Raw genomic sequence first — 14,408 nt, forward strand, 5'->3', positions numbered from 1 at the left:
CGCCAGAAGGCCATTAAACCTGCTTCCTGGCCCTATTTTCCTTTATACAATATGTCCACTAATCTTCACTTTGATACAGTTTCGTAAGAACCTTGGACATATCATTTGAAAAGAAATTAAGTAAACTCACGACACGGGAATACTCCATTCGGGTAGGTCCGATAATCGCGATGGATCCTAATTGTTCTTTACCGATAGAATAAGTAGCGGTTATGAGACTGCAATTCTCCATAGCAAGATGATCATTTTCTTTCCCGATTTTAATGTTCAATCCAGTAGCGGATGGACGAATCAAGTTGTAGACGCTCTCCTCTTGTTCAATCATCTCAAGAAGCATGCGAACTTTATGGACGTCATTAAACTCAGGTTGGTTGAGTATATTGGTTTTCCCACCAAAGAACAGCTTATCCGTGACTGTTGGATTAAAGGAATCCGTAATCGAGTGAAGGATAAAATCATAGTTCTGAATATGCTCTCTTAGTAAAAGAGCGACTTCCTTGAAAATTTTATCATTTAACTCACTGATAGGAACACCCGATAACCGTTCATTCAAGATGTGCACAAGCTTCTCAAGCTCCGCAGCATCCATTGTAGGAGGGATATGGAACAGTTTATTTTCAACATGTCCGTTATCCGTCACGATGATGGCAATCGCTGTATCTTTGTTCAGAGGAATAAGTTGAATCTTTTTCAGCTTATTTTCCTTCAAATCGGGACCTAATACGATGGTCGTGTAATTCGTCAGCTCGGAAAGAATCTTTGCCGACTTCTGGACCACTTTCTCCAACTCATATATACGTTCAGTGAAGATGGAACGAATTGCATGCACGTCATTCTTCTTTAATTTCTGTGGACTTAGCAAGTGATCCACATAATAACGATAACCCTTTTCAGATGGAACACGTCCTGAAGAAGTATGCGTTTTTTCGATAAAACCCAAATCCTCCAAATCAGCCATTTCATTTCGAATCGTCGCCGAGCTGAAGGAAATTTCATCCTTCTTGGACAAGCTCCTCGAACCGACAGGCTGAGCTGACAGGATAAAATCATCAATAATCACTTGAAGAATTAGAAGTTGTCGATCTGTTAACAACATTCATCACCCCTGTTAGCACTCTATCAAGATGAGTGCTAAATCTAATTAATAAATTATCAAATCAGAAAAGGGATGTCAATATATTAGATTGGCTCTTTTCGTAAAGGCAGTTGTTTTTGAAAAAGCGAGTAGTGGTTGATTTCCGCTCCAGGTGCTCGCTTTCCGCGGGGCGTGAGTTGAGCCTCCTCGGGCTTTGCCCTGTGGGGTCTCAACTGTCTAGCTCCGGCGGCTAGCCCCTCGAGGTCATAAGCTAAATGGCCCAAGAAGGCAAAAAACGCCTTCCCGGTCCATTCATCTTATGCTTGTCGGAGCTGGTCGAGCCGCCTCCGCTTTTAGTACTTTCCCGCTATTCCCGCAGGAGTCGAGCATCTTCCCCTCCAATCAACTTTCTAAGCATGAGTTACTTGCTGTAGAATACATCCATTAAATTACACCAAGGAAAGATTGAAATACTTCGTTTCCCAGAAAGCGGCCCTGTTTCGTAAGTGCCACACGCTCTTCATTAACTAAAAGCAGTTCTCGTTTCTCCATTTCCGTAATGGAGGTATCAAAGACTGACTCCACGCTGCAATCAAATTTCTGTTGGAATATGGATTTACTCACGCCATCTACCTTACGTAATCCGAGGAACATTTCCTCTTCCATCATTTCGGCTTTGGTGACTTCATGCTGCTGGATGGTAGGCAGTGAACCTTCTGCAATCGGGTCCATATATTTTTTCAGGGGACCGTAATTGGAATAACGTACTCCGTTTATATATCCGTGAGCACCGGCTCCTAAACCATAATATTCATTATTGTCCCAATAAACGAGATTATGCTTGCTTTCGAATCCCTGTTTAGCAAAGTTACTGATTTCATATTGATTGATCCCGTATTTCTCCATCGTTTCGATCAGAATTTCGTACATAGCCGCTTCCTGATCTTGAGAAGGCAATGAAAGCTTCCCTTTCCTCATCAGGTTGTAGAAGACCGTTTTCGGCTCTACGATGAGTGAATAAGCCGAGTAATGAGGAAGGTCAAGGTCCAGTGCTTTCTTCAATGTATCTTGAAAATTTTCCTCTGTTTGCTTAGGAAGGCTATAAATCAGATCAATGCTGATATTGGAGAATCCTACTTTCTGAGCCGTTTCCACAGACGTGTACACATCTTCGCTTCTATGTGTCCGTCCGATTCCTTTTAGGAGCTCATCATTGAATGACTGAACACCAAAACTCAATCGATTCACACCGTGGTCCTTTAACACTCGAAGTTTGTCTTCCGTCAAATCGCCGGGGTTTGCTTCAAATGTGAATTCCCCCTGCTCAAAAGGCAGGTGAGTGTTGATCGATTCGCATAATGTATCGAGTTGGCTCGCATTCAATGACGTCGGAGTGCCTCCACCGACAAAAATCGTATCAAGCTTGTCAGGTGACATGACTCTTTGCTTCATTTCATCGCCCAGGCTGATTAAATATTCATTTACAGGCTGTCCTTCTAAAAATACTTTATTGAAATCACAATAGTGACAGATATGTTCACAGAAAGGTATATGAATATAAGCTGATTTTACCAAGAATATCCCTCCTTTTGGGGCAGTCATAGAGAAAAGGGGGTAAGCAGTGCTTGTTTTGTACAAGCCACTTTCCCCCTTTATCATCAAGACAATTATTTTTTATCCGTGTCATCCATTTTCAAGACGGCCATGAAGGCTTCTTGTGGAACTTCTACATTACCTACGGACTTCATACGTTTTTTACCTTCTTTTTGTTTATCAAGAAGTTTACGTTTACGTGAAATATCTCCACCGTAACATTTTGCCAGAACGTTCTTCCGAATAGCTTTAATAGTCGATCTTGCGACAATCTTTTGTCCAATCGCTGCCTGGACGGGTACTTCGAATTGTTGTCTCGGAATTAGTTCCTTCAATTTCTCAACAATCAACTTCCCGCGTTCATAAGCGAAGTCACGATGAACGATAAAGCTAAGGGCATCGACATTTTCAGCGTTCAACAGGATATCCATCTTCACAAGTTTGGATTCCTTGTATCCGATCAGCTCATAATCAAATGAAGCGTACCCTTTCGTATTCGACTTCAATTGATCGAAGAAGTCATACACGATTTCAGCAAGCGGGATTTCATAGACGATGTTCACTCGTGTATCATCCATATACTGCATGTCGATAAAGTTTCCGCGTTTTCCTTGGCAAAGCTCCATTACGGCACCAACGTAGTCGTTCGGAACCATAATTGTGGCTTTTACATAAGGCTCTTCAACATGATCCACTTTTTGCGGATCAGGCATCATGGACGGGTTATCCACCTTCACTTCTTGACCATCTGTCAATTTGACATGATAGATAACACTTGGTGCAGTCGTAATAAGGTCGATTTTAAATTCGCGCTCAATGCGTTCCTGAATGATCTCCATATGAAGGAGTCCAAGGAATCCACAACGGAACCCGAACCCTAACGCTTGAGATGTTTCGGGCTCATATTGAAGTGCCGAATCATTCAATTCAAGCTTCTCAAGTGCTTCCCTAAGATCGTTGTAGCGATTTGAATCGATTGGATATAAACCGCAATATACCATCGGGTTTAAGCGGCGGTAACCTGGTAATGCTTTTTCTGCAGGGTTTTTCGCAAGAGTGATGGTATCCCCCACCCGGGTGTCCCCAACATTCTTGATCGCTGCTGTTAAGTACCCAACATCCCCGACCGTTAATTCTTTTTGTCCCGTCGGTTTTGGAGTGAAGACACCGATTTCCGTTACTTCAAACTCTTTCCCTGTTGCCATCATACGGACTTTATCTCCGACTTTGACACTTCCTTCCATCACACGGATGTAGGCAACGACACCTCTATATGCGTCATATAAAGAGTCAAAGATAAGGGCTTTTAGCGGGGCATCTGGATCTCCCTGCGGAGCGGGTACTTTTTCAACCACCTGCTCGAGGATCTCTTCAATTCCGATACCTGCTTTGGCTGATGCCAGGACTGCTTCAGATGCATCCAAACCGATGACATCTTCCACTTCCTGTCGAACCCTTTCAGGATCTGCTGCAGGAAGGTCGATTTTGTTGATGACCGGCAGGATTTCCAGGTCATTATCCAAGGCAAGATACACGTTTGCCAATGTTTGTGCTTCAATCCCTTGAGCTGCATCCACAACAAGGACGGCTCCTTCACAAGCAGCTAAACTACGAGATACTTCGTATGTAAAGTCTACGTGCCCTGGTGTATCAATCAGATGAAAGATATATTCTTCTCCATCCTTCGCTTGATACTTTAATTGCACAGAATTTAATTTGATTGTGATTCCACGTTCTCTCTCAAGATCCATTGAATCCAGTAATTGCTCTTTCATTTCACGCGCCGTCAGTGCTTTCGTTTTCTCCAAAATACGATCGGCAAGGGTAGATTTCCCATGATCTATATGAGCAATAATTGAAAAGTTTCTAATTCTCGATTGTCTTTCTAATTTCTCTTCACGGTTCATTATACGTTCAACTCCTGTTATTTCCACACATGTACACTATTTTGAATTATAGCAGTAGACTATATATTATTCAATGTAAACTAAAGGGCTATACGGGAATTGTCCATTTTAGAAAGGAATCAATAGAGTTATTAGAGACAAATCCACAAAAAAAGAGAAGGCTGGAACATTTCCATAAGCCCTCTCTTAAATTAACGAAGCAATAAAGTTCACTATTTCATTGGTGATACTTTCAATTATATTCGCCAGCGCCTTTCCGATCGAGGAAAACGCATTAAAGGCTTTCATTTCCTCTAATTTCTCTTTCTTCTCGCTTAACGTTTTCGATTCTACTTCATTCCCAAGGAAAGACGCTTCCACGTTTCCTTCCCCGTCCTGACTCACTCCCACCGGCGAAGTGAATTTTTGTTGTTCATGTCCTTTCATCTCTACGATGCCTTCATTCGCATACTGCATTCCGATCAGTACCCCGATAAACAATGCAGATATAAGTAATGCACATTTAAAAAAGAATTTTGTCATTGGTTCCTTCATCCTTTTTACTACTGACTTGAAGCAGGAGTGACAGGTGTATGATTCACCTTTTCAGCCTGCCAATAATATTCAGCGAATACTTCAGCGAAAGCCTGTGCAGATCGTTCTAATTCCTCGAATGTATTATCGACTCCACCAAACTCCAGTAACATGGCATTGCTTGAAAGATCCTGGTTGAACTTCCCATTGGTCCCGCTTCCCTTCTTCGCAATCACTCCACGTGAAATCCCTTTATAGTTCGCTTCCAATAACTTATGAAGCTCTGTGGCCACCTTTAAATTCTGATCGTAATTCGGATGCTCTTCCCCAACGACAAATGCGAGCTTGGCATACGATTTTCCTTCGATCGTTCCTGTCGTGACACCTCTTCTTTGAGAATCTCGATGAATGTCAATAAGATACAGCAAGTCTTTATTACTTGTCATGGCAGCCTGCACCAAAGGTCTCGACTCCTGGTAAGCAGCCCAATAATCCAATCCTTTTTTGTTTAAGGTCTGAATCACATCGGTTTTATCAATGCTCGTTCCAATACCCTGGTCCTCTAAGTTCCTCTTCACCATGTCTCCCACCTTTGTGACATTGACTTCTGAGTGCATAGCTGCATCCGGATTGGTCACACCGTCCAAATAAGGGAGATAGGATTCACGGGTATGAGTGAAATAAAGATGAACGGTTTTTTTATTCCCTGTGGACAATGGAGGTGCCACATCCCCACTCTTTTGATTCGGGGCTTTAAGATTCTCAACATTCTTAAGTGGTGCCTCATTTCCTGCTTCCAGTGCTTCAGGAGGAGGGACCGACTCAATCGGCATATTCGTAAAATCCGTTCCTTCCCCGGCCACAAGGATATCCCCGTCGAAAATCGAGAATCCCGGAAGCTCTCTCCCCAGGAAACTTCGGGGATCATCAAAGCTCACATTGGTAGCCACCTGAAAAAGGAGGGATGACACATTCGGTAAAGCCTGCTCTTCTTCAGTCAAAATTTGATTAAAAGATCGGTTTTCTAATGCCAAGATCTTATATAATGCATCACCCTTCACATTGGAAGCCGCTTGATTCAATGAATTCGATGTAATTCTATACTCAGGGTTCAAGGAAGTGAGGATGCCCGTTATCGAAAAAATCGAGAGCAACCCTACAATGAAGATCAACATCCCTTTCAGTATCGTTGTCATATTAATCGCTACTACATAATTAGGCGCTTTATACGACCTCATTCTCCCACCCTTTCCATTCATCTACTCTAGTACAACGTATGTCATTACTAGAGATAGTAGAACTATATTTAGTAGTCATTATGAGGTTATTGGTGAAAAGTTAAACGGGAGAATCTATTATTTTTAGTGTGGTCTGGAAGGGGATGGAGATAGAAGTCGGATTTAATAGGGACAAGGAGGTAGAGTGAAATACGGAAAATCCAATTGTATTAGGGGATGTGATGATATATTTTCGTAATATGACAAATTTCTCTAGAATGAAGAATAACGCCTTGAGTTTCGTCTCCTCAAGGCGTTATCATCAGCTTCAATCTATCTCGTCTGATATCCAGTATTCTCCTGATCAACCGCATCATGCAGTGCAGCATTCAAGCCGCTTGCGATAAGGTTGGCCATATCTTCCATGAACACGTCGACCTCTTTAGGTGTGACCATCAGATTATGCCCGATGGGAGCCAATACTTCATGAATCAATTTTCGTTTTTCATGATCCTCGAGTGTTCCGACAATTCCCATGTAGGCTTGACGATGTTGTTCTTCCGGAAGATCTTCTTCTGTTAATTTCCTCCTCTCACCGAAGCTCAATCCTGCCGGGGCAAGGGATCTGGATAGACGGTCCCCTTCTCTCATTTCTTTCCCAAAATGCTTTAAAAGAAAATCGACTGTATCACTTACGATCGTGACAGCATCGAGTACGGTCGGAACGCCGATGGCAATAACCGGAACCCCTAACGTTTCCTGATCCAAGCCTTTTCGCTTGTTCCCTACTCCCGACCCAGGATGGATGCCTGTATCCGAAATCTGGATGGTTGAATTGACACGCTCGATGGAACGGGATGCCAGGGCATCGATGGCGATGATGAAGTCGGGTTTGGATTTCTCCACTACTCCGAAAATGATATCGCTCGTTTCAATACCCGTGAGCCCCATCACACCAGGCACGAGGGCACTGACCGGTCGATAGCCCTCCTCCACAGATTCCGGCTGCAGTTCAAATAGATGTCTCGTCACAATGATGTCTTCACAGACGCGCGGCCCTAATGAATCGGGGGTTACATTCCAGTTACCGAGTCCAACAATTAAGCAGCTTGCATTTTTACTGATTTTATTATTAATTAAAAATTGATTAAATTCATTTGCAAATACTTTTTCAACTCTTTGTTGCAGTTCTGCATCTTCCTGGCGAATTCCATGAGCCTCGATGGTTAAGTAATTACCAGGTTTTTTACCGATTTTCTCTTCTCCTTCTGGTGTAACGGTGACAAGGGAAACTTTTACCCCATCCTCTTCTTTCTCTTTGATCATGACTCCTTGAATGGATGACGTATCTTCCGCTTTATCAGTGACGACCATTTCTCTTGCTTCAACGGCAAGATCGGTACGAATGGAATATTTACTGTAATCAATTTCTTCTTTTTTCATTTCGACTCTACCTCCAGGCTTGGGATGATATCTACTATTTTTTTATGTTTACCTTTTTCGTATGGGTTCATTCACTCGTTTAATTTCACTACATAGTATTGCAATATCACTGTTCGTTTGATAAAATATCATTTGTTCTTATTGTTTAGGAATTTAAATCGAGTCACATAGAATCTCGATCCTTTTATAGGAGGTGACAGGAATGCCAAATATCAAATCAGCTATCAAGCGTGTAAAAACTAGCAACGAGCGTAACGCTCAAAACGCTGCCGTGAAATCTACAATGCGTACTGCTATCAAGAAAGCAGAAGCTGCAGCTGCAAACAGCGCAGATAACGCTAAAGAATTAGCAACAGAAGCGGTTCGTCAATTAGACAAAGCAGCTCAAAAAGGTCTTATCCACAAAAACGCTGCGGATCGTCAAAAGTCTCGCCTTATGAAAAAAGCGAACTAATTGAAAAAAACCACCTTGCCCATGGCCAGGTGGTTTTTCTTTTCCTCATTATTTTTATCGTCATGACCCCAAAATCACGTAAAGCTCTGATCATGAAGTTTAAAAAGGAACATTTCTATCATTAATTCCTTTTTGATTCTCCCTGTTTTGATTTCATAATCTCCTTGAGATAGCAATTCGATGATATGGGCGAGTTGTTTATCATTGAAGTGCTTTGCCTGTCCTGCTGCAAGTTTCACTCTGAAAGGGTGTACTTTTAGGTAGGAAGCAATCTTTTGCTGACCGTATCCTCTTCGTGATAGTTCCTTCGTTCCATATATCAATCTGAACTGCCCTGCCAGGATTGATAGAATCTTCAACGGTTCTTCATTTTGTTTGAGAAGGTCGTAATAAATTCTCAATGCCTCATCGATTCTTCTGTGAACGACCTTGTCCACTAATGTGAAAATATTTTGTTCCAGGGACCGGGCTGTTAATCGTTCCACCACTTCTACATCGATTCTGTTTGTATCGCTTGCATATAAAGAAAGTTTGTCCAGCTCTTGTGTGAGCATCATTAAATTTGTGCCAGCGAGAGTCAGTAAAAGTTCAATCGCATCTTCATCTATCTGAACACTATTAGAGGCAGCACGTTCTCTTACCCAGGACTTTAATTCATGCTCGTTCAGCTTTTTGGCCTCTACCACTTCTGCCAGTTTCTTCAAGGACTTTGTAATTTTCTTACGTTCGTCCAGTTTTTCGTAATTCGCTGTAATGACCAAAATCGTATAGGGAGCAGGAGATTGTATGTATTGTTCCAGTCGTTTAATGTTGTGCTCTACCTTCTCTTTTGTTTTTTCAGCTGTCAAAAAAACAGGGTTTTGTAGGATGACGACCCTTCTCTCCCCCATAAATGGAAAGGTTTCTGCATCTTCTATCGCCACTTCCACAGGAGTTTCTTCCAGATCATAACTGGAAAAATTAAAATCCATTTCTTCTTCTGAAAGGGCGCTTGAAACAATTCTTTGTTTTGTTTCATTAATAATAAATGACTCATTTCCGTAAACTAAATACATAGCTCCGAATTGAGATTTCTCTATTTTTTTCCAGATATCAATAACCAAGTCAGCACTCTCCATTAAGTCTTTTCTCTACTCTATGGTAAAAAAGCTTTTTGGTTTTGGCAAGGGGTAAAGGGGACATCCCTCATATAGGACACCCCCTATATCTATATTAACGTTAACGGAGAAGACCTAGGAACCATCTCCATCAAGCGGTATTTCCTTTGTATTGATTAGTGTCACCTGTGCTCGGGAAACTTATAGGTGACAACTCTTGTCAGTAAAGGAAAAAGTAAAGGGAAGTATAGATTTTTCATTAGCGATGTTCTATACTAGAATAGAAATAGGAGGGGTAGTTGTGAACCAATTTGAAAAGAATGTACAATCAAAAAGAAATGATGCAGTAGATTCAGGCGTTGGATTTATTGTTTCTTTTGGATTCTTTGCGACAATGTTCGTTATTGCAACTGTTATTCAGTTAATCGGCTCTTAATGAATATAGGAGGCAGACCTTAAAGATTCCGGTTTCTTCAACTTCCACATATGGTACTGGTGTATCATACAGATGGCTTGAAGGTGCCTGACTCCTTGTGATAGGTCTGCCCCTTTTTCATTAGCGCTTAATTTGTTTTGTCATACATCCTATGGCAGGTGGGCTGAAAACGTTCCTGTTTTATCCCAAAAACGATAGGTGATCGCCCCATTTTCCCCCGTGCTATATATAGTTATTCCTCTTCTCTTCAATCGTTCCACTACTTCAGGATGCGGATGCCCAAAACGATTGGTTTCACCCGCAGAGATCACCGCCACAGACGGATTCGTTTCAACGAGGAACTCCTCAGTTGTACTCGTATTACTACCATGATGACCTACCTTTAACACATCAATCGGCAGATCGAAGTTTCGGATGAACTCTTTCTCCCCCTGCTCTTCTAAATCTCCAGTAAATAACCATTTCAATGACCCGATTTCTCCATATAATACAATGGAGTCATTATTTCCTTCATACTCTTCATCCTGGGGGGAAACAATATGCAATCCATCATTATCACCGTTCCAGCTGTATGGATAATGGGCTTCTTTAACAGGAATTCTCTTTTGTCGGGCGATTTTCATGATTTTCCTCATTTCTCCTTTCTCTTCGCTGTTAGGGCTAATCAGGATTTCCTTCACTTTCATCTCCTCAAGAACCGCCTCTGATCCGCCAATATGATCGAGATCTCCGTGTGTTAAGATCAGGGCGTCAATGGACCTGATACCTTTACTTTTCAAAAAAGGAACGACGATGTCGTCCCCTACAGAAAAACGATTCTTTCTTTCTTCCCATTCTTCTTTCGGAAACTGGACTTCCCCACCTGTATCGATAAGATAAGTTCCCCGATTGTACGGAAGCTTGATCAATGTAGCATCCCCTTGCCCAACATCCATGAATACAATCTCTCCATAAGGATTATAAGTGTTGACTAGCATGTGAATGGATGCCCAGACAATCAAGAGCAGCATGGAAAGTATATACTTTTTCTTTTCATACCAAACAAACACAACATATATAGCGATAAGGTAACCAATCAAGATCAGAAATGGAGGCTTTCCCATCACAATTGTGCTGAATGGAAAAGAAGCGATAATGGTAGATACCCAATGTATTCCATCCATAAGATATTCATGGAGCAGAATCAACCACTCAACTGACAGAATATAGACGATGATGGTCAAGGGAAGAACAATGCCTGAGAATAGGGGTACATAAAGAAGATTCGTGAGAAAGCCCATCAAAGAAAATTCATAAAAATGATAGATGATGATTGGTAACGAAGACAACTGGGCAACAATTGTTACTTTCACCAATTGTGCAATGGATGAAGAAGTATTTAGAATACTTGCTGAAGATACTACAAGAGAAAAACTCACCAAAAATGACAGTTGAAATCCAACATTGAATACAAAATATGGATCATATAAAACGAACACTACAAATACAAGGGACAAACTGTCGATTGTACTTAACTTACTTGCCACTTTCCTACTGAGCAGAATCACGATCAGCATGGCAGCTGCCCTCATCACGGAAGGAGATGCGCCCGTCAGTACGATATAACACAGAAGAAAAACAATACCTATCCATGTCACCGATTCTTTTGTGACGCCGATCCTTAATAGGAAATAGTAAAGAATCGCAAAGATCAACCCAACGTGCAGGCCTGAAATTGCCAGTAAATGAACGACACCCAGCTCTCTGAACGCCTTCATCGTGTCTTCCGCGATCATCCCTGTTTCTCCAAACAGTAACGCTTGGGTCACGCCTACTGTTGTAGACGGGAATTCCCTTTCGATTTTCTTCAATCCATCAAACCTTAGATGTATGAGGGCGTGTTTCCATTCGCTTTGATCCACGCATCCCTTATAAGTTTGAACGTCAAGTATCCAATAAACTCCCCGATGAGCCAAATAATTCTTATAATGAAATAAGTTTGGATTTTTATTCGGTTTGGGTTCTGTTAACTCCCCCTTCACTTCACACAGGAAACCAGGTTTCATATGTTGGAATTTTCGTTTCTCTTCCTCTGAAGAGAAATAATAGCGCATGAGAACCTTCTCATTCTTTATTTGAACGAGGGAAACAAAGGCATTCCCATCGATGGATGGAATGTCATTGATCATAATTTGTAAGTCGACCGGCTCAGGTTCTGATGACAGAACGGTTTTCTGTCTCTTTTCTTGAATAGTGGTGTTAAGAAAGGAAATAAAGAGAAATAGGAGGCAGATAAAAAAGATGGTGGAGGTCTTTTTTCTGAGGAAAAGGGATAGAAGGAGAAGAGCAAGAACGACTGCACCCCAATGGAATTGAAGTGCAAGTAGCGTCCCCGAAAGAACTGAAAAGGCCAGGTAAAGGCAGATTCCCCTATTCATTGAATAGTTTTATGTATTCTTGTTCATAGTAAGCGAGCTTCTGGTCTTCAGCACCTTGATTTCTCAAGTCATCGATTAATTGAAGCATCATGGAGGCTTTTTCATTGTGTTTTACGTCGATGCTGCTCTCTTGAAAGGGCACCTTCTCTACATGGACGTTTGCCTTTTGGAATAGTTCAATGGCATAAGGATGATTTTTATAATCTTTTGCATAATAAACCGTTTTGATTCCTGCCTGGATAAGTGCCTTACAGCATTGAAGACAGGGAAAGTGAGTAACATAAATATCCGCATTTTCCGTTCCGACCCCGAACTTTGAACATTGCAGCAGGGCATTCATTTCGGCATGAATGGTCCTCACACAGTGATTGTCAATCACATAGCACCCTTCATCTATACAATGATCCCCTCCTGCAATAGAGCCGTTATAGCCTCCTGCAATGATTCGTTTTTCACGAACGATGGTTGCCCCCACCGCCAGTCTTGTACACGTGCTGCGCAGGGCAAGGAGTTGACTTTGGGCCATAAAATATTGATGCCAAGCGATTCTTTCCATCACCATTCCCCCTTCTATGTTTTTAGGTGCATTTTCATTTGCTTGTTTAAGTGTATAAAGACTTCCTATGTTTCGTCAATTCATTGGACATAAATATATTCTTTTAATTTCTCAAACGTTTTTTCTCCGACCCCAGAGATGTTTTGAATCTCTTCTATTGTCTCAAACGAACCATGTTCTTCGCGATATTGGATAAAGGTTGACGCTTTCGCAGGTCCAATTCCGGGCAGTGTTTCGAATTCCTGTTGAGTGGCTGTATTAATGTTAATACGATCCTTTCCCGAATCGTGCCCGGGCATTGGAGAAGTCAGCAGCGGCGGTTCTGTTTCTCCGATCTTCGGGACATAAATCATCATTTCGTCTGATACCTTTACCGCTAAATTGATCACTTTTTTATCTGCTTCTGCTGTAAACCCACCGGCTCGATCGATCACAAACTTCAACCTGTCACCCTGTCTGACCTCATACAATCCAGGTTTCACCACCTCTCCCTTTATGTCTACAAATACTTTTTCGACCATTTTCAATTCTTCAGGCTCCGTTTCTTTTTTAACGGGAGCGGCAGCAAAAGAAGCCTCTTTCACAGGAGGGGCGGTAGCATTTTTTAATATATATGCAATCAGGACAATGGCACAAATCGCAAGAATCACAAGAACCGTTCTATATTTTTCAAAAAAGGATTGCACGGGAAATCACCTCTGATGGAATATTCGTTGAAAGGAATTCATAAGTTTTAGGAGAGAGTGTGATAGAAGGAGGGCTGCACATGAAAGTGGGTATCATTGGAACGGGGAACATGGGGAAGATCATTATTGAAGCTCTCATTGAATCAAAGGCGATTTCTCCTTCACATCTTCATATTACGAATCGTTCATTAGAAAAAGCAGATGATATAAAAGAAAAATGGAATAATGTGAATGTAAGCCATTCAAATGAAGAAGTGATCAAGTCATCTGACTTAATCTTCATTTGTGTGAAACCTCATGATGTGTATGATGTGATTCAGGAGAATAAAAAAAGTTTTACCAGGGATAAATGTGTGGTTTCAATAACCAGTCCAGTAAGCGTGGAACAATTAGAATCGATCCTGACCAGTTCCTGTGCCAGATTCATTCCAAGCATTACGAATCGTGCATTAAGCGGAGTGTCACTTTTAACGTATGGAAGTCATTGTTCAGATAAATGGAGGCAGGATTTAAAGAAACTGGTTGACCATATCTCCACACCGGTAGTCATTGATGAAAATGTGACACGAGTGGCTTCTGACATTGTGAGCTGTGGACCTGCTTTTTTCAGTTATGTTACTCAAAGATTTATCAACGCTGCTGCAGAAGTGACAGAAATAGATAGGGAAACAGCTACTGTTTTGGCATCTGAAATGCTTGTTGGTCTTGGGGACTTATTGAAGAAAAATATTTATACATTACCGACACTTCAAGAAAAAGTTTGTGTGAAAGGCGGAGTGACCGGAATAGGGATATCCGTAATGGAAAGAGAGCTGGGAGATGTTTTCGAGAAATTATTTGAAGCCACACAGGAAAAGTTCGTGGATGATATTGAAGGTACGAAATCACAATTTGGAGTCTAGACAGGCTCCTTTTTTATATTTCGACACAAATTGATAATTCCCTTCTTTTTAAGTAAATCTTTTATAAAGTCATAAAAAAGCCGGATCAATCTCTTTCTAATAGACGATCCGG

13 protein-coding genes are annotated in these 14,408 nt (G+C 41.5%); 3 read left to right on the forward strand and 10 right to left on the reverse strand.

The genetic code is table 11. The annotated features are described in order from the left end of the window. Positions 1 to 58 precede the first annotated feature (58 nt). From hrcA to gpr, 6 genes are all read right to left on the reverse strand, one after another. Positions 59 to 1,093 (reverse strand): heat-inducible transcriptional repressor HrcA, encoded by a 1,035-nt coding sequence (hrcA, locus tag ACXAF2_RS04700; protein ID WP_475137577.1) that lies wholly within the window; start codon positions 1,091 to 1,093, stop codon positions 59 to 61. A gap of 426 nt (positions 1,094 to 1,519) precedes the next feature. Next, complete coding sequence (hemW, locus tag ACXAF2_RS04705) at positions 1,520 to 2,677, reverse strand: radical SAM family heme chaperone HemW (protein ID WP_475139109.1); 1,158 nt, start codon at positions 2,675 to 2,677, stop codon at positions 1,520 to 1,522. 65 nt (positions 2,678 to 2,742) lie between these two features. Continuing rightward, positions 2,743 to 4,575 carry a translation elongation factor 4 gene (gene lepA / locus ACXAF2_RS04710; RefSeq protein ID WP_397541022.1) on the reverse strand — a complete coding sequence of 611 codons (1,833 nt, stop codon included), beginning with the start codon at positions 4,573 to 4,575 and terminating at the stop codon, positions 2,743 to 2,745. A 186-nt stretch (positions 4,576 to 4,761) separates the two neighbouring features. Continuing rightward, positions 4,762 to 5,097 (reverse strand): DUF3679 domain-containing protein, encoded by a 336-nt coding sequence (locus ACXAF2_RS04715; RefSeq protein ID WP_475137578.1) that lies wholly within the window; start codon positions 5,095 to 5,097, stop codon positions 4,762 to 4,764. 20 nt (positions 5,098 to 5,117) lie between these two features. Next, on the reverse strand, positions 5,118 to 6,326 hold the full coding sequence (gene spoIIP / locus ACXAF2_RS04720; protein WP_475137579.1) for a stage II sporulation protein P: 1,209 nt from the start codon (positions 6,324 to 6,326) through the stop codon (positions 5,118 to 5,120). Positions 6,327 to 6,638: 312 nt separating this feature from the next. Continuing rightward, entirely contained in the window at positions 6,639 to 7,748 is a 1,110-nt protein-coding gene (gene gpr, locus ACXAF2_RS04725; RefSeq protein WP_475137580.1) for a GPR endopeptidase, read from the reverse strand. A gap of 202 nt (positions 7,749 to 7,950) precedes the next feature. Between gpr and rpsT the strand changes: the two genes are divergently transcribed. After that, positions 7,951 to 8,202, forward strand: coding sequence for a 30S ribosomal protein S20 (rpsT, locus tag ACXAF2_RS04730; protein ID WP_044339591.1), 252 nt, complete (start codon positions 7,951 to 7,953; stop codon positions 8,200 to 8,202). A 74-nt stretch (positions 8,203 to 8,276) separates the two neighbouring features. Here rpsT and holA read toward each other — a convergent pair whose 3' ends face one another. Next, positions 8,277 to 9,305, reverse strand: coding sequence for a DNA polymerase III subunit delta (holA, locus tag ACXAF2_RS04735; RefSeq protein WP_475137581.1), 1,029 nt, complete (start codon positions 9,303 to 9,305; stop codon positions 8,277 to 8,279). Between the two features lie 295 nt (positions 9,306 to 9,600). On the opposite strand from holA, the gene ACXAF2_RS04740 reads away from it, so the two are divergent. After that, positions 9,601 to 9,735 carry a YqzM family protein gene (locus ACXAF2_RS04740; protein ID WP_172251312.1) on the forward strand — a complete coding sequence of 45 codons (135 nt, stop codon included), beginning with the start codon at positions 9,601 to 9,603 and terminating at the stop codon, positions 9,733 to 9,735. A gap of 149 nt (positions 9,736 to 9,884) precedes the next feature. Here ACXAF2_RS04740 and ACXAF2_RS04745 read toward each other — a convergent pair whose 3' ends face one another. The 3 genes from ACXAF2_RS04745 to ACXAF2_RS04755 form a co-directional block, all read right to left on the reverse strand. After that, positions 9,885 to 12,152: a DNA internalization-related competence protein ComEC/Rec2 gene (locus tag ACXAF2_RS04745; protein ID WP_475137582.1), complete on the reverse strand. Its 2,268-nt coding sequence runs from the start codon at positions 12,150 to 12,152 to the stop codon at positions 9,885 to 9,887. Then, positions 12,145 to 12,708 carry a ComE operon protein 2 gene (locus tag ACXAF2_RS04750; protein ID WP_475137583.1) on the reverse strand — a complete coding sequence of 188 codons (564 nt, stop codon included), beginning with the start codon at positions 12,706 to 12,708 and terminating at the stop codon, positions 12,145 to 12,147. Before ACXAF2_RS04750 ends, ACXAF2_RS04745 begins: the two co-directional genes overlap by 8 nt. An 80-nt stretch (positions 12,709 to 12,788) precedes the next feature. Beyond that, positions 12,789 to 13,394 carry a helix-hairpin-helix domain-containing protein gene (locus tag ACXAF2_RS04755; RefSeq protein WP_475137584.1) on the reverse strand — a complete coding sequence of 202 codons (606 nt, stop codon included), beginning with the start codon at positions 13,392 to 13,394 and terminating at the stop codon, positions 12,789 to 12,791. Between the two features lie 80 nt (positions 13,395 to 13,474). On the opposite strand from ACXAF2_RS04755, the gene comER reads away from it, so the two are divergent. Next, a complete protein-coding gene (gene comER / locus ACXAF2_RS04760) occupies positions 13,475 to 14,296 on the forward strand; it encodes a late competence protein ComER (RefSeq protein WP_475137585.1) in 822 nt (273 codons plus the stop codon). Positions 14,297 to 14,408 lie beyond the last annotated feature (112 nt).

This window comes from Rossellomorea sp. ABR4_004 (assembly GCF_056159585.1).